The organism is Dactylosporangium darangshiense (assembly GCF_039537565.1).
GTDB lineage: Bacteria > Actinomycetota > Actinomycetes > Mycobacteriales > Micromonosporaceae > Dactylosporangium > Dactylosporangium darangshiense.
Genome location: NZ_BAABAT010000011.1, coordinates 1 through 17670, shown reverse-complemented (window position 1 = coordinate 17670; position 17670 = coordinate 1). Strand labels below are relative to the sequence as shown.

Here is a 17670-nt window from a genome sequence, read left to right as displayed (position 1 = left end):
GGGGCCGAAGCCCCCTCAGTGGTGGGCCATACCGGATTTGAACCAGTGACCTCTTCCGTGTCAACCCGCGGCCGGGGCGGGCAGGACTACCGCGGCCTCGGTGGTGTACACCAGGAACGTCATCGTCTCCTGGAAGTACAGCTGCACGCTCGTCGCGTCGTGCGCGCTGTAGCCGATCGACACGTCCTGGCCCAGGTGCAGCTCGAAGTCGCCGCCGCGGGTGGAGAGCAGGAACGCGCCGTCGATGCCGGGTGTCCAGACCGGTTCGCCGTCGAGCAGGGCCGTGAGGTGGTCGCGGACCGGGTAGCCGTGATCGGCGGTCTCGTTGACAGCGGTGTAGGCCTCGGCGCCGAGTGCGAGGGTGTAGGGGCCGTTGACGCCGGCAAGCCGCAACGTGGTCAGCGCCTGGCTCACCGCGTCCGGGTAGTTGCGCACCTGCTCCGGCAGCGGGATCGGCCCGTTGGAGGCGCTTGCCCGCAGCCCGGCGATGCCGGCCGCCGGGTAGCCGTCGAAGACGGCGCGGTCCTCGGCGAGGGCGAGCCCCCGGGCCGCGTCCTTCACGGGCTGCCAGTCGGCGTCCTTGGCGCCGCGTTCCACGTCGTCGACCTGTTGCCGCTCGACCGTGAACGGCACCCGCAGCTCGACGATGGGCTGCGCGGTGCGCAGCCGGGCGCGGACGCCCTCGGCCTGCGGTTCGATGTCGCGCAGGTGGCCGAGGCCCACCGCCGACGTCCCAGAGCCGCCCGGCCCGACGACGTCGACGACACGGCGGCCGCCGATGTGCCGGCGGAACGTGCGCCGTGCCTCGTCCTCCAGGTCGGCCCACGCCGCGGCGGAGAAGGGCGCCAGTTCCCGGTGCAGGTTGTCCATCAGTGCTCGCTCCCTCTCAGGTCGCCGATCCCGAGCGTGGTGTCCGGCCCGGACGGCCCGCCGCCGGCGATGTTCCCGTGCGCATCGGACGGGCCGGGTGGTTTGGGCGGGTCGTCGAGGAAGTCGGCGCCCGGGACGAAGAACAGCGTGCCGGTGACGGCGGTGGAGAAGTCCAGGATGCGGTCGTGGCGGGCCGGTGGGGCGCCGAGGAACATGCGCTCCAGCATCAGCTCCGTCACCTCGGGTGTGCTGGCGTAGCCGATGAAGTAGGTGCCGAACTCCTCACCGCCCACCGTGCCGAAGGGCATGTTGTCGCGCAGGATCTGCCGCTGCGTACCGTCGGCCTCGGTGATTGTGGTCAGGGCGACGTGCGAGTCGGCGGGCTTGACCGCGTCGTCCAGTTCGATGTCGGAGAGTTTCTCCCGGCCGATCACCCGTTCCTGTGCCTCGACGGTCAGGGCGTTCCAGGCACGAAGGTCGTGCAGGTACTTCTGCACGATGACGTAGCTGCCGCCGGCGAACGGCTCGTCCTCGTCGCCGATCAGCACGGCGGCGTTGGCGTCGGCGCCCGTGGGGTTCTCGGTGCCGTCGACGAAGCCCAGCAGGTCGCGCACGTCGAAGTACTTGAACCCGTGCACCTCGTCGCGGACCGTCACCGCGCCCCGGAGCCGGTCCATGATCGCCGCGGCGAGCGCGAAGCACAGGTCCGGCCGCTGCGCCCGCACGTGAAACAGCAGGTCACCCGGCGTCGCCACGGCCCGATGGACGGGGCCGGACAGCTCACGGAACGGGTGGAGCTGCGCCGGGCGCGGGCCGGCGAACAGCCGGTCCCACGCGTGTGACCCGATCCCGGTGACGCAGCTCAGCCGGCCCTGCGGCGCCCGGAAGCCGAACGCGCGCTGCAGGCCCGCGAGGTCGGGCAGCAGCGCCCGCACGGCCGGCTCGCCGCCGGGGTCGATCGTCGGCCACCAGGAACAGGGCGGCCCGCGTCAGCGGGCTGAGCACCGCCTGCGGTGTCGCCGCCCGCCCCGGTTCCCCCATCGCCGTCCCCCTCGCATGTGCTCCCGGCCTCGGCGCTCGCGCAGATACCCGCGCGACCCGCCGCTATGCATGCCGGGCGGTGTTCGGATTCGGTCGACCTGGCCCTCACCAGGACGCTCAGGACAGTCCTGGCGATCGCCATCACGAGCCGCTTCGTGGTCAAGCTGGGAGGACTACAAAGGCGCTGGCAGTGCTTTCCGCGCGTTTCGACGCTGTCGCAGCGTGCCGTCTCGGGGTGGCTCGTCCCGTAGGACGAACCACCCCGCCGGGGCGGCTATCCGATCAGCTTCCGGGGACCCTCGGGATCACCAGGCAGCTGACCACGCGTCCACCCCTTCTGGTCGTCATACGCCTTGCCTACTTGCGCACGACGAGAGCCGGGGACTGAACAGCCCCATCCGGCAGTGAAGCCACCGAAGCCGACACCTGATAGGTCCCCGAACGCAGCGACCGAGGAACCGTGATGTTGCCCGAGATGGCGCCGGACGCATTCGCCACGAGCACGACGTTCGCCTTGTCGAGCGAGACGGTCACCGGCTCGCCGGGGGCGAAGCCGGACCCGGTCACGGCGACCACGTCACCGGCGTTGGCCTCGTTGGCCGCCAGCTGCACGGCCGGGGCGTCGCCCGCGACCGCGAAGATCCGCTGGCCGGTGCCGTCCGTCGGGAACGTGATCGAGGTGACCTTCCAGCCCGCCGGAGCGACGTACGGCTTGGTTGCGAAGAGGTACGCGCCCGCGTCGTTGGCCGTCTCGGGGGCGAGGCGGTGCGGCATCCACGCGACGACGCTGTTGTCGTACTGCGGCTGCAGCGTCCCGTCGCGAACGTCGCCGGTCGTCGACGGCAGGACCCAGTTCGAGAAGGCCACGGGGTAGGTGGCCTCGGCGACATTGGTGCCGTCCGTGATCTGCAGCGTCGCCTGGACGGTCGTGTTCCCGGTGTAGGCCGCGCCGACGAGCGAGAACGTCGAGGTGGGACGCTCGAGCTGGATGGTCTGGTTCGCGGCCGGCTGGTAGGCCTCGGCGTACCCGACGGGCGCGTTCGGCCACACGACGGTCAGGGGCACACCACTGGCGGTGAAGTGCTTGACCGCGCCGGGGGCGAGACCCACGGCGGCGAGCTGCTGGCGGTCGTAGGTGTTGGTGGTGGTGTTGTTCCCCATGTTGGTGCCGTTGCTACCGGACCAGGTGATGCCGCTGCCGCCGTCGAACGAGCCCTTGAGGGCGTCGTAGAGGGCGGTGCCCGTGACCGTCTTGCCGGCCTCGAGCGTCCCTGGCTTGGTGACCCGGAGAATGGCCTTCTCAGAGGTCGACGATCCGTTCGAGGTGACGGTCACGGTCGCCTGGTAGTAGCCCGAGGCCACGTAGGGAGCGACCGTGAAGGACAGCGGCACGCGGGCGCGGCCCTGGGCGTCGAAGTGCTGGGTGGGAACCGACGCGACGGCGATGCCCGGATTCGAGGTGGTGACGGCGACGTGGAACGCCTGGGCCTTCGAGGCGATGCGCTGAACGTCGACCTGGGCGCTGCCCGATGCGCCGGGCTGGAGCTCTACGGCACCGAACGTCGGCGAGCCGACGGTGCTGACGTTGAGCGCGACGGGCTTGGATCCGTCCTGCCGCGACGGCGGGAGGTCGGAGTTGCCGGTGCCCCACCCGTTGGGCGTGGACCCGACGGTGAAGTCGATCGTGGTGTCCTTGGCCACGGTCTTCCAGTCGAACCAGGACTTGCTCGACGTTGCACCGTTGATCTTCAACGTTGTTGATGTACCGCTTGCCCGACTGGGCGCCGGGGGCGTTGATGGTCAGCGTGCGACCGTTGCCGAGCGTGACGACCGACTTGTCGAAAATCGGGGTGTTGAAGGTCACGGCCGACGCGCCGGAGCTCTCGGGGTACATACCCAGCGCCGCCCAGACGTAGAGGTTGGCGAGGGCACCGAGATCGTCGTTGCCGGGCTCGGAGCCCGCCGGCTGGTAGCCGAGCAGGGTCCCGGTGATCTGATCGACCACTTCGGACGTCCGGTCCGGACGGCCCAGGTAGTTGTAGACCCACGGCACGCCGAAGTTCGGCTCGTTGTCGAGGTTCATGTAGGGCACGTTGGCGCTGGCACCGCGCACCAGGCCGGTCGACAGGAACGTATCGAGCCGCTGGGTCGCGGCCTCCTTACCGCCCATGGCGGTGATCAGGCCGGCGAGGTTGTGCGGCACCATCCACAGGTACTGCTCGGCGTTGCCCTCCTCGAAGCCCTGCTGGCCGAGGTCGTAGACGTTGCCGCGGTAACCGAACGAGGCCGGGTACTGCTGGCGCGGGTCGGACTCGGGGTAGCGCCCGTTGACGTCGCGCGGCTGGATGCCGTCCGCCGTCGGGTTCCACAGGTTCTGCCACCACTGGGCCCGCTCGTAGAACTGCTTGGCGGTGCCGTTGCGCCCCTTGGCGTCGGCGAGCGTGGCGAGGGAGAAGTCGGCGATCGCGTACTCGAGCGTGTACGACGCGCCCGTGACCATGTGGTCCGCCTGGAAAGGCCGCAGCTGCGGGGCGTAACCGTACTCGTTGTAGTAGTCGGCCCCGGGCCGCTCCATGATGGGCCAGCGGGTGTTGGTCATTCCGTTGGTGCCGCCGGCGCCGGTGTTGGTGCCACCGGTGAACTTGCCGGCCGTACTGCCGATCGTGTTCTCGAGCATGATGTCGATCGCGCGGTTGACATCCCAGTCGCGTGCGCCGAACTGCCATGTGAACGCCAGCAGGGGTGCGACGCTGTCCCCGTTCATCTGGTTGGTCGAACTGTTGGCGACCATCCACCGGGGGAAGGAACCCATCTGGTTGGCCGCGTTGACCAGGGACTGGGCCTGGTCGGAGGCGACTGGGTCGCACACGGCCGGTCGGCCCGACCCGCCCTGAGGCGCACGCACATCTTGAGGACTGTCTTCTTACTCATGACAGCGCTGTCATATGGCTTGGAAGCTTTGCAGGCCGCGCCTATGCCGTCAAGGGGTAGAACGTCCCGGTGGCCGTCCGCACGACGTCAGAGCTCGCAAAACGCGCTGGGAGTCGGCTCGGCCGGGGCCCACCACCCCGGCCGGCAGGAGCCCGTACCCGCCACTGGACGCGGCGGGTCACAGCAGGGCCTCCCCGGCCATCTCGAACGGGACGAGCCGACACGAACCCGACCGGCGGCTTCCGTCACCGTACGGGTTATGGCAATCTGATCGGCCAAGCGGAGTTCATGGCATGGGTTGTGTTTGAGTGACAAACGCCTATGCCGGAACTCGCCTCCCCCTGATCAACAGGCACCCTTGCCGGCTCGGTGCCCAGAGCGCCTGGCTGAGCAGCGCCGGCGCTCGCCCATGTAGTGGGCCCGTCTGAGGACAATGAGTGGTGTGACGAACCAACCTGCTGGACGGGCGGACGCGACCCGACGCCCGACGCTCGCGCACGTCGCTGAGCTCGCGGGGGTCAGTCTGAAGACCGCCTCCCGGGTGTTGGGAGGTGAGCCCTACGTCAGCGCTGCCAAGCGCGAGCGGGTATTCGCCGCGGCCCAGCTGCTCGGCTACCAGCGCAACGCCGCGGCGAGCCTGCTGGCCCGCGGGCAGTTGTTCGACGCCGTCGGTCTGATCACCAGCGACCTGGCCAACCCGTTCTACCCCGCCCTGGCGAAGGGTCTCGAAGACGAGCTGCGCACCGGCAACCTGCTGCTCACGGTGGCCAACTCTAACGAGTCGCCCGAGGTCGAGTGGTCGCTGGCGCGCAATCTCGCGGACCGCCAGACGAAGGCGCTGATCGTCGCGTCGGCGATGCCTGACCACACGGTCTACCGGGAGCTCCAGGATCGCGGCATGCCGGTGATCTTCGTCGACCGCCCGGCGCAGCAACTCGATGCCGACGCCGTGGTGTTCGACAATGTCGGTGGCGGACGTGCCGCCGCTGTGCACCTGCTCTCCGCGGGGCACCGACGCATCGCCTTCATCGGTGACTACGACTGGCTGCCGACGCACCGCGACCGCCTCGCCGGAATGGCCGGCGCACTCGAGGCGGCCGGGGTGACGGACTGGCGTCGGTGGCTGCGTACCGGCGCGCACGACGTGGCCGCCGCCCGGGCGCGCGCAGCCGAGCTCCTCGACACCCAGGACCCACCGACGGCCTTCTTCGCGGGCAACAACAGGGCGCTGCTCGGCGTCGTCGAGGAACTGGTCCACCGCGCCCCGGACCCGCTACCGGCCGTCATCGGCTTCGACAACGTCGAATGGGCCAGAGTGCTCGGCGTGACGGTCGTGGCCGACGATCCCGAGGAGATGGGGCGGCAGGCGGGCCGGCTGGCCCTGGCCCGGCTCGCGGATCGGGACCGGCCGATTGAGACCGTCGTGCTGCCCACGACCCTCCTCTCGTACGGGTCAGGCGAGCGGCGCGCGCCGGTCCCTGCGTGACGAGGGCCTCTAGCGGGTCGTCGAGATAGCGTCGTACGGGTGGGCGCACTGAGGGGAACCGGCGTCTCGCGACGAGGCTACCGAGCCGCAGGTCGACGGGCGAACATCGCGAACGCGAAAGCTCGCGAGGAGTTGCGTCGGATCGGCGACGAGCAGGCCGCGTTGCGGCAGTTGGCGATGCTGGTCATCCGCGGGGTCAAGCCGTCGCTCGTGTTCGCCGCGGTGGCCGAGGAGGTCGGCGCGCTGTTCAACGCCGATTACTCGGGGATCGTGCGGTTCGAGCCGGATGGAGAGGCGACATTCCTGGCCGGCCGCGGCTGGTTGGCGCGCGACGGATCGGGACCGGCCGTCAAGCTGGACCCCAACTTGGCCCTCGCCTTGGTTCGGGAAACGGGCCGCGCCGCCCGGCTCGATGCGGACGATCCGACGTCGCCGAGCCTGCCCGAGGACCTCCGGGCGGGGGGAGTCCGCTCCGCGGTCAGTGCGCCGATCGTCGTCGAGGGCCGTCGCTGGGGCGCGATCGGTGTCGCGTCTCGGGGCGGACCGCTTCCTCCAGGCGCCGAGCAGCGGATGACAGACCTTGCGGAGCTGATCGCGATCGTGATTGCGAACGCCCAGGCGCATACCGAGCTGACCGAGGCGCGCGCACGAGTCGTCTCCACCGCGGACGAGACGCGCCGGCGGATCGAGCGTGATCTGCACGACGGCGCCCAGCAACGACTGGTCTCGCTGGCGCTGCAGCTGCGCGGGGCGCAGGCCACGGTGCCGCCAGAGCTCGACGACCTCGCAGCCGAACTCGACCGCGTTGCCGTCGGGCTGACCAGTGCGCTGGATGAGCTGCGCGAGCTTGCCCGCGGCATCCATCCCGCGATCCTGGCCCAGGCCGGTCTCGCCCCCGCGTTGCGGACGCTCGCCCGCCGCTCGCCGATCCCTGTCGACCTCCAGGTGCGCACCGAAGGGCGGCTGCCCGAGCGGGTCGAGGTCACCGCGTACTACGTCGTCTCCGAGGCGCTGACGAACGCGGCCAAGCATGCGCGCGCCTCGACGGTCACCGTCACCGTCGAGACCGCCGACGACGTCCTGCGCATCTCGGTGCGCGACGACGGCGTCGGCGGCGCCGGCTACGCCCGCGGTACCGGTCTGGTCGGCCTCGGAGATCGCGTCGAGGCTCTCAGCGGCCAGATCTTCCTCACCAGCCCGCGCGGCGCGGGGACCACCCTGAGAGCGGAGCTCCCGCTCACCGAGCCGAACGGCGTCACCGTAAACCGGGCTTGGCCGGAGTCATGAGCGCTGGTCGGAGCCAGCGTCTTCGCACACCTGGAGCAACTCGGTCGAGTCGGCCGCGCATGTGCCATCCAATCGTCGCGGCTCTTCGCTGAGACCGGACCCAAACCCAGTCGCATGCGCTCAAGCCGCACAAACTGGGTTTGAACCAGTGACCTCTTCCGTGTCAACGCCGTGCCGGTCGCGCCCCACGTGCTGAAACCTATTGCGCCGTACGGGTTGTAGGTCCGCCAGCGTTCATGGCCGTACGCCGATGTTCACCCCCGTGACCCCCCGAAGGGCTGGAACAGAGGGGTGCTAACGCTCCGGGAACTTTGAGCAGCCCGCAGTCTCGGAAAATTAACCCACTGCGCGGTCAGCTCTGGCTCGCGCGGTTTTCCTTGGCGACGCGTACGCGGACCGGATGTGGGCGCGATACGGGCACCGGTTCCGTGATTTCATCTGAGCTGACGATCAGAATGCGACATCGGAAGGGAGGACCGCGGATGGCGAAGAATTTCACCGCCGAGGAGGCTCAGCGGCTGGCTGCTCAATGGGAGCTCCCGCATGCCCAGCGGGTCTGCCCGTCCTGTGGCCATGTCGGTATGCGGGTCTACTACCACATGTACCACAGCGTGAACGGAGATCGGTTCATCACGTACCTCTGGTGCCCGGTCTGCCACGCGTTCAGTGGTTCTTCCGGCCCGCCACGGGGCCGTAAGGTTCTCAATGATCCGCTTGCGTCGATGGATCCGCAGGATCTTCTGGCGCTCGACGCGAACATGGAAAAGATGCTGAAGACGCTGGATCGCCTGTGGGAGCAAGGCAAGCTTCCGCAGGAGCGGCCGGCCTAGCGTTCTGCCCCGGCCGATCGGCTTGTCGCGTGTCTTTTTGGAAGATCAGCGTTGAGGCGCGTGACGGCGACGTGGTTGCCGTAGCCTACGGCGAGTTGGCCATCTGGTAGCAGCGATATCGCATGCACCATTTCTGGCGTCTCAAAGTGGCCCACCCGCTCACCCGTCGTGGGGTCCCACAACCGCACCGTGCCGTCGAAGCTGCCGGAGGCCAGCAGCGTCCGCCCATCCGGCAACGGCACCGCCGCCACTGCCTGGACCCAGCGGGTGTGGCCGGTCAGCGGCTTACCTACCGGCTCACCGGTGGTCGGGTCCCACAACCGCACCGTGCCGTTGAAGTTGCCGGAGGCCAGCAGCGTCGATCCGCCCGGCAGTGGCACCGCCGTCAACGCCTGGACCCCGTTGGTGTGGCCGGTCAGCGGTTTGCCTACCGGCTCACCGGTGATGGGGTCCCACAACCGCACCGTGCCGTCGTTGCCGCCGGAAGCCAGCAGTGTCCGCCCACCCGGCAGCAGCACCGCCGCCACCGCCCGGACCTCGTCGGTGTGGACGGTCAGCGGCGCACCGGCCGGCTCACCGGTGATGGGGTCCCACAACCGCACCGTGCCGTTGTCGCTGCCGGAGGCCAGCAGCGTCGACCCGTCCGGCAACGGTACCGCCGCCACCGCTCGAACTTGGCTTGTGCCGGTCAGCGGCGTGCCCAATGCCGGCGGCGCGGTGCTCCATACCGGCTCCACCACCGACCCGCCGCCCCAACCGGCCACCCGTCCCCCAGCACCAACCGCCGCGAACCCCGACATCGCCATCCGCAACCGATCACCCTGGCCCGCAACCGTCACCCACGCAGCTGGCAGCCCCGCAGCTGACAGCACCGCCGCCCACACCCGACCCTGCTCACCAGCGCTGTGCAACGCAAACAGCAACACCGCGGGCTCCACACCGGACAACAACCCCGGAGCCGCGACCAGCTCCCCCAACCGGCCTGCCGCCGCAGCCAACCCCACCAACCGCCGCACCCCACCAGCCGGCACCTCCGACCACCCCACCAAAACCGCCAACAACAACTCACGCTCAAACACCGAAGCCGCGCCGTCCACCATCACAACCCCCATGCCACCAAGGCCGCCCGAACACATACCAGAGCGTGCAAGCAGGCTGGAACAGAGCGGCCGATCCCCCTCTGTTCCAGCCGCTTCTTGATCATCGAGCGTTTGAGGACAAACGTGATCAAGGTGTCCCAGCACACGTGCAGTTCAATGGCGGTTGAGGGACACCGGGGACAGCAGGGACACCTACGCCCACGCACTCCATGCGTCGGTGATGATCTCGTTCAGTGTTGAGCGGCGCGGATTTCAGCCGAGATTACGCCGACGTCGGCAACGAGGTGCTCTTCCGGCTGCGGAAGGTTGCCCCGGACCGGCACCGTCCTTCCGTCCGTCGCATCGGCCGTCTCGATAACCTCCGCGACGCTGCCGCACGGGCGGGCGCTGTCGACGCCACCCCGCACGCCGCGGCTCCTACGCGCCCGATGCGAAGCGAGGCATCGGGGGCGCGGGTGGCGCAGCCCCCCGCCGCGAGCGAGGCGTGCAGGAACATCCACCACCGAGAACGCGGAAAAGGGGCGGAGCCTCTTGAGCAGGCTCCACCCTCGGTGGTGGGCGATACTGGGTTTGAACCAGTGACCTCTTCCGTGTCAATGCCATGATGTCCGGGCCGGACCTGCCGAAACCTGTTGCTGGGTAAGGGTTCTAGGTTCGCAAGTATTCGCTGACGTACGTGGCTGTTCGCCTCGGTGACCCCCTTTGGGCGGTGCGGCCGACGCCGCACCGCCCAAGGACGCGCGCAGCGTCATGGCCAGGTTCGAGCCGAGCTGGCAAACGTCTCCGGATCGCTGTGCACGGGCACGACACAGAGCAGGTGGCCACCTGGTGTGCGCATCGTGAAGGCGTCTTTCCAGCGGGTCACCTGCTCCGCGCCCAGTGCCGTCAGGCGGGCAACCTCCGCCTCCAAGTCATCGGTCTCGATGTCGACGTGATAGCGAGGCGCATCGTCGACCGCCTGGATGACGGTGAAGAGGTTGGGGACAGCGTCGATAAGGACGGTGAACTGCTCCTCGCCCGGTGCGGGATAGGTCGGGACACCCAGCGCCGCGGACCAGAAGTCCACTTCCGCGCCGACCTGCGAGGCAGGCGTGTCGATGAGGATTCCAACGAGTCGACTGCGATGCATAGCAGCGAGCCTATCCATGACCCGCGATCGGCTCGGAAAGCCGTCAACGAGTTGGGAGGGGGCCGTCGTCCGGCGGCACCGTCCCAGCCGGAAGCAGCGAGGGGTCGCCGCTGCCGTAGACCCCCTGAACGGATCAAGGGCCGTTTCCGACTGGCGGAAACGGCCCTTGAGCTGTGGTGGGCGATACTGGGTTTGAACCAGTGACCTCTTCCGTGTCAACGAACGGTCCGCGCGCCCGTGACCAGCACGAACACCAAGCACCGCAGGTCACGATGAGACGATCCGAGCAGCTCGGCCATGCTGACTGCGGTTCAGCGCCGTTGGGAGCGACCCGCTGCTCCCAATCTGCTCCCCCTCCGCCCACGTACTCCCGCCCTCCGACGAGCCAGCACGGACTCGAATCCGAAATGTGACGGCGAGGCCGACTCCACCTACTCGCCGGTACGGGAGCAGCTACTGCAACTACTCGGCATCGCGCGGCAGCAACTGTTGAACACCTTCTCGTCGATCACGTCGCTGATCATCGCCGCGAGACAAAAGTCCCTGCTCAGAACGAACCCTCGAGTTCCGGCACCCTACCAGCGAGGAGTTGGGCGTGCTCCCACGCAGCAGGCGCCTACCGCATGCGCCGCCGCCGCGCGCACCGACGATGCCGGATCGGACAGCGCCGCCGCAGCCGCGGCGAGCAGAACCGGAACGACCTCGCGGCAACCCAGCACCGCCCGCCGGAACAGCGCGTTGGCCAACGGCACGCCGGCGTACACCTCCGCATAGTCGCCGCTGGACTCCAACACCGTGGCCAGCGCGGCGTCCACCTCGAAGCCGGCCGAAACGGCCAAGTCGTCAAGTTCCGCGTCGGTGTACGAGCGACCGGCTTCGGCCACGGCAGCCAGAAAGCTCAGCAGGCCGGCCCGCAGGTCGGCATTGGCGGCACCGGCCAGCCGCGGATCGCCGATCAGCGCCGCCACCGCGACGGCAGCTGGTGGCGTCGCCGTCAACGGTGTCCCTTGGTGCAGCACCTCGCCCCGCAGGTGCCGCAGCGCCTCGCGCCTACTCTCCGCTCCGCCGTCGGCCAGCGCCACCAGGTGTCCAGGAGTATCGACAGCCCGACCGCAGGGATGGAACAGCGTGGCGAACTGCAGCGCGTCGACCACGAACACGACCACGAACCTACAGCCACGTCACGGCACCCAACCCACCACCCGCATCGCACATCATCGCCTCGCTTGCGGTGGACGTCGGCAATACGGGCGTGCGGTTGGACAGTCGGTCGTCCTTACAGCTCTCGACGCAACGGAAGTCCATGGCCATCAAGGACCAGGAGAGCGGTTCGCAATGGTGCGGACACCTCGTCGCCTTGATCACCGACGAGCCGTTCAAGCGAGTCTCGGGATACGACTTCAAGCAGTTCACGAAGTCGGCACATGACGTCGGTGCCACGGTTCGCGGCCCACCACTGCGCTGCATCCAACAGGTCGACGACGGCCGAAGCGTCGTAGTTCAGGCACTCCCGCGCAGCGGCAAGCCGTTGCTCTCCAGCCACGAGCAACGCCTCACTCACGACCGACGAAGCACGCTGTTCCGGCGTCGGTACCACCAAGGCATGCACGAACAGGTCCCACTGGCGGCGGCCGATCGCCTCAGCGAACGACTTCCCGGCGAGAAAGCCAGAGGCGGCGATCGCGGCCCGCCCGACGGACTGCGTCAACAACCGTAGCGCCGGCGGACCGACCCGCAGGAGCGCCTGTTCGAGACATGTTCCCGGGTCGACACCGACCTCCAGCCACACCCACTCTGCCACCGCAATCAGGTCGTGCACTGCCTCGTCACGCGCCGCGGCGTCCTCGGCGAAGAGCTGCAGCCCGCCGAACGAGCCGGCGTGCATCGACAGCCCAACCAGAGCCCACCTGGCCGTCTCGTCCGACGGATTCCGGTCCACGCATCTGCGGGCGAAGTCCTCGACCTTGCACCACGTCGTGCGATGGTTGGTGTGGGACCAGAACACGTCACTCCGGGGAAGCCGCTCCAGACGTGACCACATGCTCCACAGCGCCCGATTCAACTGGTCGATGAGCGCGTCGTCCTCGAACACGCCACCCGCCCGCGCCAACCGATCGCCGGGTGAACCGTGATCACCGCTGTTCACTCAGCGATTGTCGCAGTATGCGGATCAAGCATGAGCGCGCACCTGATCATGCGGATCCGTGGTCCTCCGGATCCGCGCGGCCCTGTCCCCACATAATGGACGAAACATCGCGGTTCACATTGTTGTTGGTTGTGTTGTTCGGTCATGATGAACTATGGCTGTGCAGTGGCTGGTGCTCAAGCAGGCCGTTCAGGGTGTCACAGGCACAAAGAGGATCATCGAGGTCCTCGGTGATGCCCGCCTCAACGAGGCGCTCGTGGCGATCGGTGACAATCACTCGGCGACGGCGGCCCGCGCTCTGCGGGAGGCGAGGACACGGGACGGTGAAGCGACTCGGGCTAAGCTTGAGACCGCCCGGCACGCGCTGGAGGAGGCGTACACCGCCTACGCTCGGATCACGATGGTCGACACCTGGCGGGCCCGCTTCTATCGGATGACGCACAGGTCCCGGGTCAACACCGCCTACGCGATCTGCTGTCAGATCGCGCTTACCGCCGCCATTGTGTACCGCGAACTGGGCAACGATGAGGAGTCAGTTCGCGATTTCCTGGCCCGAGCTCAGCGGATGGGTGACCTCTACCAAGGGCGGTACGAGGACTTCCGGCGTTCCACAACTGAGATACCCGGCAAGACTGAGCGCGAGGTTGTTCTCGGGGAGGTCTACAACGCCGGAACCGGTACTGGCATGCTCGTCGTGACCGGGTTCGAGGATGTGCCCGTAGTTGTATACGAGTCGCACGCCGTGTGGCGGGAGGTGATCGCCGAGGTAGAACGGATCCTCAATACTCCTCAGCCGACGGACGAGGTCCTTACGCGAATTGGCAATATCCGACCGGGGTCGCCACTAGCCGAAGGTCGGATGCCATGCGACCCAAGTTGATCAGAAGCCCTGACCCGAGCAAGACCGACGCGGGGCGTCGTTCGTGTCATGCGGCGAACATGACCGCAACGAGCCAGCCGGCGACAAGTACAGGCCCCATCGGTATCGCCTCGCCCTTGCGCCGCTGGAGCTTCGCGACGCTGCTGATCGCGGCTTGAAGAAGAAGACCTGCCAGCAGCCCCGAGGCCGCAGTCCGCCAGCCTAGGGCGCGTCCTGTCGATCATGGGAGCCACATGATGGCGGCGATCAGGACGAGGCCGGCACGGTAGAGGCTGGCGCGTTTGGCGTTGCCCTTACCGAAAACCCCATCCGCCCTGGCAGGAGCAGGCGCACGGGAGGTCCTGGCTGTCGGCAGCGGTCGCTCGAGTCGGCCGCTCAAGCGGCTGGCGATCGCCGCGGCATGATGATCGACCGTGCTGCTGCGACTGGCCTATCTGGCCGTGACGAACGCGTTCGCCATGCTGCGCCTACTGCCAATGAGCGACCGAGACAAGGATGTGGAAGTCCTTGCCCTGCGCCATCAGATCACCGTGTTGGAGCGGCAACTCGGCAACGACAGGCCCCGGTTCGACCCGAGCGATCGGGCATTCCTGGCGGCGCTGCTGCACCGGCTCCCGCTCGATGTGCTGCGTCGGTTGCGGCTGCTAGTGCGCCCGGACACCGTCCTGCGCTGGCACCGGGACCTGATCGCACGCCGCCACGCGGCCCGGTCCCGATCCAAGCGCCCGGGCCGGCCGCGGACCGTGCACTCGATTCGTGCCCTGGTGCTGCGGCTGGCGCGGGAGAATCCCGACTGGGGATATCGCCGCATGCATGGCGAACTGCTCGTTCTTGGCATCACGGTGGCCGCGTCGACCATGTGGGAGATCTTGCGAGAGGCCGGGATCGACCCGGCGCCCGAGCGCTCCCGCAGCACCTGGGCCGACTTCCTGCGCTCGCAGGCCGATGCCCTGCTGGCCTGCGACTTCTTCGAGACCGTCACCCTGACCGGAACGCGGTTGTACGTGTTCGCGGTGATCGAGCACGCCAACCGCCGGGTCCGGGTCCTGGGCGCGACCGCGCACCCGACCGCCACGTGGGTGACGCAAGCGGTGAAAAACCTCGTCATGGACCTCGAAGACGCCGGTTGCCGGGCCAGGTACCTGATCCGCGACCGGGACAGCAAGTTCCCTGCGTTGTTCGACGCCATCCTGAAGGACGCGGGCATCGACGTCGTGCTCAGCGGCGTCCGGATGCCGCGCATGAACGCGATCATGGAACGCTGGGTACAGACCTGCCGTCGTGAGTTGCTGGACCGAAGTTTGATCTGGAACCAGCGGCACCTGCTGCACGCCCTGCACGAGTACGAACGCTTCTACAACGAACACAGGCCACACCAGGGCATCGCCAACGTCCGCCCGCTGCACCCCTTGCCCGCACCGATCGCCGATCCGGAGCAGCTCGCCCGCCTCAACATACGAAGACGCGATCACCTCGGCGGCATCCTCCACGAATACGAACATGCCGCCTGACCTGCCCGGATGACATTCTCGGCAAGCGCAGTGCTCGAACGCGGTGTGGTGCATGCTGATCGCCGCCTCGGCGTTGGCGATCTGAGTCGCGACGGCGGCGAGTTCGCCCTGGCCGTCGATGGCGGCGCGTGCCCGCCCGGCTGCTCTCGCGGTCCGGCGGGTTCGGCCGTGAAACGGGACCGGCCGCGTCCCGCAGAGGGACGCGGCCGGGCTCGTCGGTCGGGTCAGGCGGCGGCGGAGTCGTCGGTGATGGTGAACACCAGGGGGCCGCCCGGGACGGGCTGGCTGCGGGGGTCGCCGATCTCGCCGTAGAAGCTGCGCAGGCCGCCGGCGTCGGTGAGGTCGAAGCCGATGGTGTAGACGCCCGGGGTGAGCTGCCAGTAGGGCAGCCACAGCGAGATGGTGACGCTGCCGTCGGCGAGCTGACCGGTGCCGCCGAAGGCCTGGCTGACGACGTTGCCGTTCGCGTCGTACATGTAGTAGCCGACCCCGTTGATCGGGGCGGTCAGGATGTCGGCGTGAATGGTCAGCTGCACATAAGTCGAGCTCAGCTGGCTGAACGGGACCGAGGTCTGGCTGAGCGTGGCGCTGGTCGCGTGCGGCGGGGTCGTGTCCGGAATCCGGGAGATGCTCAGGCCCGGGTCCGGCGCGTTGAGGTAGCGGCTGCCGTAGACCGCCGCGTTCGCCGCCCCGTCCACGATGGCGATGCCGGTGATGGTGCAGCCGTCGCTGGAGGTGTACATCCGCAGCGGCACGGAGACGGTGCCGTCGGGTGCGACCGAGGCATTGCCCCACTGGGGGCACCCGTTGTCGGTGTCGACGTATACCGCGGAGATGCCCTTCGTCGCCCCGGTGACCGTAAAGGTCAGGTTGGTCGTGACGTCGTTGCGCCAGTTGTCGACCGGGTTGGGGCTGACGCTGAAGCCGCTCGCGCTGAGCGCTGTGTCCGACGTCACCGTGACCGACTGGGACTGCGGGTTCTTGTAGGTCGACTGTGCGCCCGAGTTGCTGAACAGGGTGATCTGCGCGACCCGCCAGTTGCCCGCGGCCGCGCCGGCCGGCAGCGTCGAGACGATGCCGCATTCGAACTGGTACGGGGTGCTGCCGCCGCTGAAAATGCCGCAGGAGGCGCCCGTGCTCCAGTCGCTTGTCGTGTATTCGAACTGGGTGGTGACGCTCTGACCGGCGGGCCCGGCGAGCTTGATCGTGCCCTTCCAGAAGCCCGACTGCCAGTCCTGGACGTCGAAGCTGTACACCACGTCGGCGCTGCCCGCACCCACGTAGACGAAGGGCCGCATCGGGGCGCCGTTCTGGTAGAGCGAGACCGACTGCAGGGACGGGCCGCTCGTGTCCGGCAGGGCGGTCGTCGCGATCGAGGCGCCGAAGGGCTGCAGCTTGGCCGCACCGAACGTGGCTGTGTCGCCGATGCCGTCGTCCAGCGTGATCTTCGTGACGTCCCAGGTCACCGCGGAGGAGCTGGCATACTGCGGCACCACGAACGTGTAGGTGTAGGTGGACTCCTGCGGGGTGCCGGAGACGTACTGGACCGGGCCGCAGCAGGTGTTGCCGTAGGAGAACTGGACCACCTGCTCGTGCCCGATGTACGCATTCTGGGCGACATCGTGCATGCGGATGGTCACGTGCCCTACGACCGTCGTCGCGTGCCGGTTCTGGTTCTTGACGGTGAAGGTCAGGTCGTCGGCGACGGCTCCGGCGGTGGAGTTCACGGTCGGCTGCGCGAACGACAGAGCGGAGATCGACAGCTTGCCGGCCGTGGCATCCGCGGCCTGGGCCGCGGACGCGGCGCCGACGACCGCGCCGGCCGTCAACGCCATTGTCAACGCCCCGCGGGCTACACCACGGGCGAAGTCGGAGATCATGAATGTGTTCTACCACCAGTGTCGCCCGCCGTGTGCCCCGCCGGACGAGACCGGCAAACGCCCAGAAATCTGCGTAACGACCTTCCTAGCGCGGGAATTCGGCGTGGGTGCCGGCCGCGACGATCCCGCCCGGGCCGAAGCGCCGGTGACCACCGGCCTGACGAGCAGACCGGCCGCGCTGGCCGAATCGCGCGACGGCCGCTCCTACAGCACGCGGTTTCTGGGTCATCGGGCATCAAGACCAGCACGTGACCTGGACAGAAGTACCGGTAGGGGATCACCGACCACGACGTGCGCCGGGTTCGCATGGTGATGCCTCCGGCCCACAGTGTTCCAAGGTCAGAGCCGGTGCCCCGGGCGCCGGCTTCGACGTTCCAAGCCCCGTACAGCAGCAAAGTACAGCAGCAGCAGCCATGGCACTGTTGCACTCGGCGTTCGGCAAGATCGGGGCAGGCTTGAGTTGCCCTGTGTCAACCCCTGGGTCGGGCGGCCGTTGGTTGGTCTTGGTTGAGGAGGGTTTGGAGGGCGCCGTGGGCGGCTGGGTTGTAGGGGACGTTGTCTTGCCAGCAGCGCCAGATG

General features: G+C 68.4%; 14 protein-coding genes. 5 read left to right on the top strand and 9 right to left on the bottom strand.

The features are described 5' to 3' along the window. Window positions 1-60: 60 nt before the first annotated feature. From ABD901_RS21360 to ABD901_RS21345, 4 genes are all read right to left on the bottom strand, one after another. Complete coding sequence (locus tag ABD901_RS21360) at window positions 61-870, bottom strand: family 1 encapsulin nanocompartment shell protein (RefSeq protein ID WP_345128875.1); 810 nt, start codon at window positions 868-870, stop codon at window positions 61-63. Beyond that, a complete protein-coding gene (locus ABD901_RS21355) occupies window positions 870-1805 on the bottom strand; it encodes a Dyp-type peroxidase (protein WP_345128874.1) in 936 nt (311 codons plus the stop codon). Before ABD901_RS21355 ends, ABD901_RS21360 begins: the two co-directional genes overlap by 1 nt. Before the next feature lie 463 nt (window positions 1806-2268). Beyond that, window positions 2269-3246 (bottom strand): hypothetical protein, encoded by a 978-nt coding sequence (locus tag ABD901_RS21350; protein ID WP_345128873.1) that lies wholly within the window; start codon window positions 3244-3246, stop codon window positions 2269-2271. Then, window positions 3212-4780 (bottom strand): glycoside hydrolase domain-containing protein, encoded by a 1569-nt coding sequence (locus tag ABD901_RS21345; RefSeq protein ID WP_345128872.1) that lies wholly within the window; start codon window positions 4778-4780, stop codon window positions 3212-3214. Before ABD901_RS21345 ends, ABD901_RS21350 begins: the two co-directional genes overlap by 35 nt. A gap of 504 nt (window positions 4781-5284) precedes the next feature. Between ABD901_RS21345 and ABD901_RS21340 the strand changes: the two genes are divergently transcribed. The 3 genes from ABD901_RS21340 (at window position 5285) to ABD901_RS21330 (ending at window position 8445) form a co-directional block, all read left to right on the top strand. Continuing rightward, window positions 5285-6328 carry a LacI family DNA-binding transcriptional regulator gene (locus tag ABD901_RS21340; protein WP_345128871.1) on the top strand — a complete coding sequence of 348 codons (1044 nt, stop codon included), beginning with the start codon at window positions 5285-5287 and terminating at the stop codon, window positions 6326-6328. 39 nt (window positions 6329-6367) lie between these two features. Then, a complete protein-coding gene (locus ABD901_RS21335) occupies window positions 6368-7615 on the top strand; it encodes a GAF domain-containing sensor histidine kinase (protein ID WP_345128870.1) in 1248 nt (415 codons plus the stop codon). Between the two features lie 482 nt (window positions 7616-8097). Next, window positions 8098-8445: a hypothetical protein gene (locus ABD901_RS21330; protein ID WP_345128869.1), complete on the top strand. Its 348-nt coding sequence runs from the start codon at window positions 8098-8100 to the stop codon at window positions 8443-8445. Here ABD901_RS21330 and ABD901_RS21325 read toward each other — a convergent pair. The 4 genes from ABD901_RS21325 to ABD901_RS21310 all read right to left on the bottom strand — a co-directional run bounded on the left by ABD901_RS21325 (window position 8442) and on the right by ABD901_RS21310 (window position 12820). After that, a complete protein-coding gene (locus ABD901_RS21325) occupies window positions 8442-9557 on the bottom strand; it encodes a WD40 repeat domain-containing protein (RefSeq protein WP_345128868.1) in 1116 nt (371 codons plus the stop codon). The genes ABD901_RS21330 and ABD901_RS21325 overlap by 4 nt on opposite strands. Before the next feature lie 736 nt (window positions 9558-10293). Beyond that, window positions 10294-10674, bottom strand: a complete 381-nt coding sequence (locus ABD901_RS21320; protein WP_345128867.1) for a VOC family protein — start codon at window positions 10672-10674, stop codon at window positions 10294-10296. Between the two features lie 575 nt (window positions 10675-11249). Continuing rightward, a complete protein-coding gene (locus ABD901_RS21315) occupies window positions 11250-11834 on the bottom strand; it encodes a hypothetical protein (RefSeq protein WP_345128866.1) in 585 nt (194 codons plus the stop codon). 116 nt (window positions 11835-11950) lie between these two features. Next, on the bottom strand, window positions 11951-12820 hold the full coding sequence (locus ABD901_RS21310; protein ID WP_345128865.1) for a hypothetical protein: 870 nt from the start codon (window positions 12818-12820) through the stop codon (window positions 11951-11953). Window positions 12821-12980: 160 nt separating this feature from the next. Between ABD901_RS21310 and ABD901_RS21305 the strand changes: the two genes are divergently transcribed. Continuing rightward, the gene (locus ABD901_RS21305; protein WP_345128864.1) at window positions 12981-13700 is read left to right on the top strand and encodes a hypothetical protein; all 720 of its coding nucleotides are present in this window, start codon (window positions 12981-12983) and stop codon (window positions 13698-13700) included. A 413-nt stretch (window positions 13701-14113) separates the two neighbouring features. Next, on the top strand, window positions 14114-15211 hold the full coding sequence (locus ABD901_RS21300; protein WP_345128863.1) for an integrase core domain-containing protein: 1098 nt from the start codon (window positions 14114-14116) through the stop codon (window positions 15209-15211). 224 nt (window positions 15212-15435) lie between these two features. Here the strand turns inward: ABD901_RS21300 and ABD901_RS21295 are convergent, their stop codons facing one another. Continuing rightward, complete coding sequence (locus ABD901_RS21295; RefSeq protein WP_345128862.1) at window positions 15436-17091, bottom strand: hypothetical protein; 1656 nt, start codon at window positions 17089-17091, stop codon at window positions 15436-15438. Between the last annotated feature and the right edge of the window lie 579 nt (window positions 17092-17670).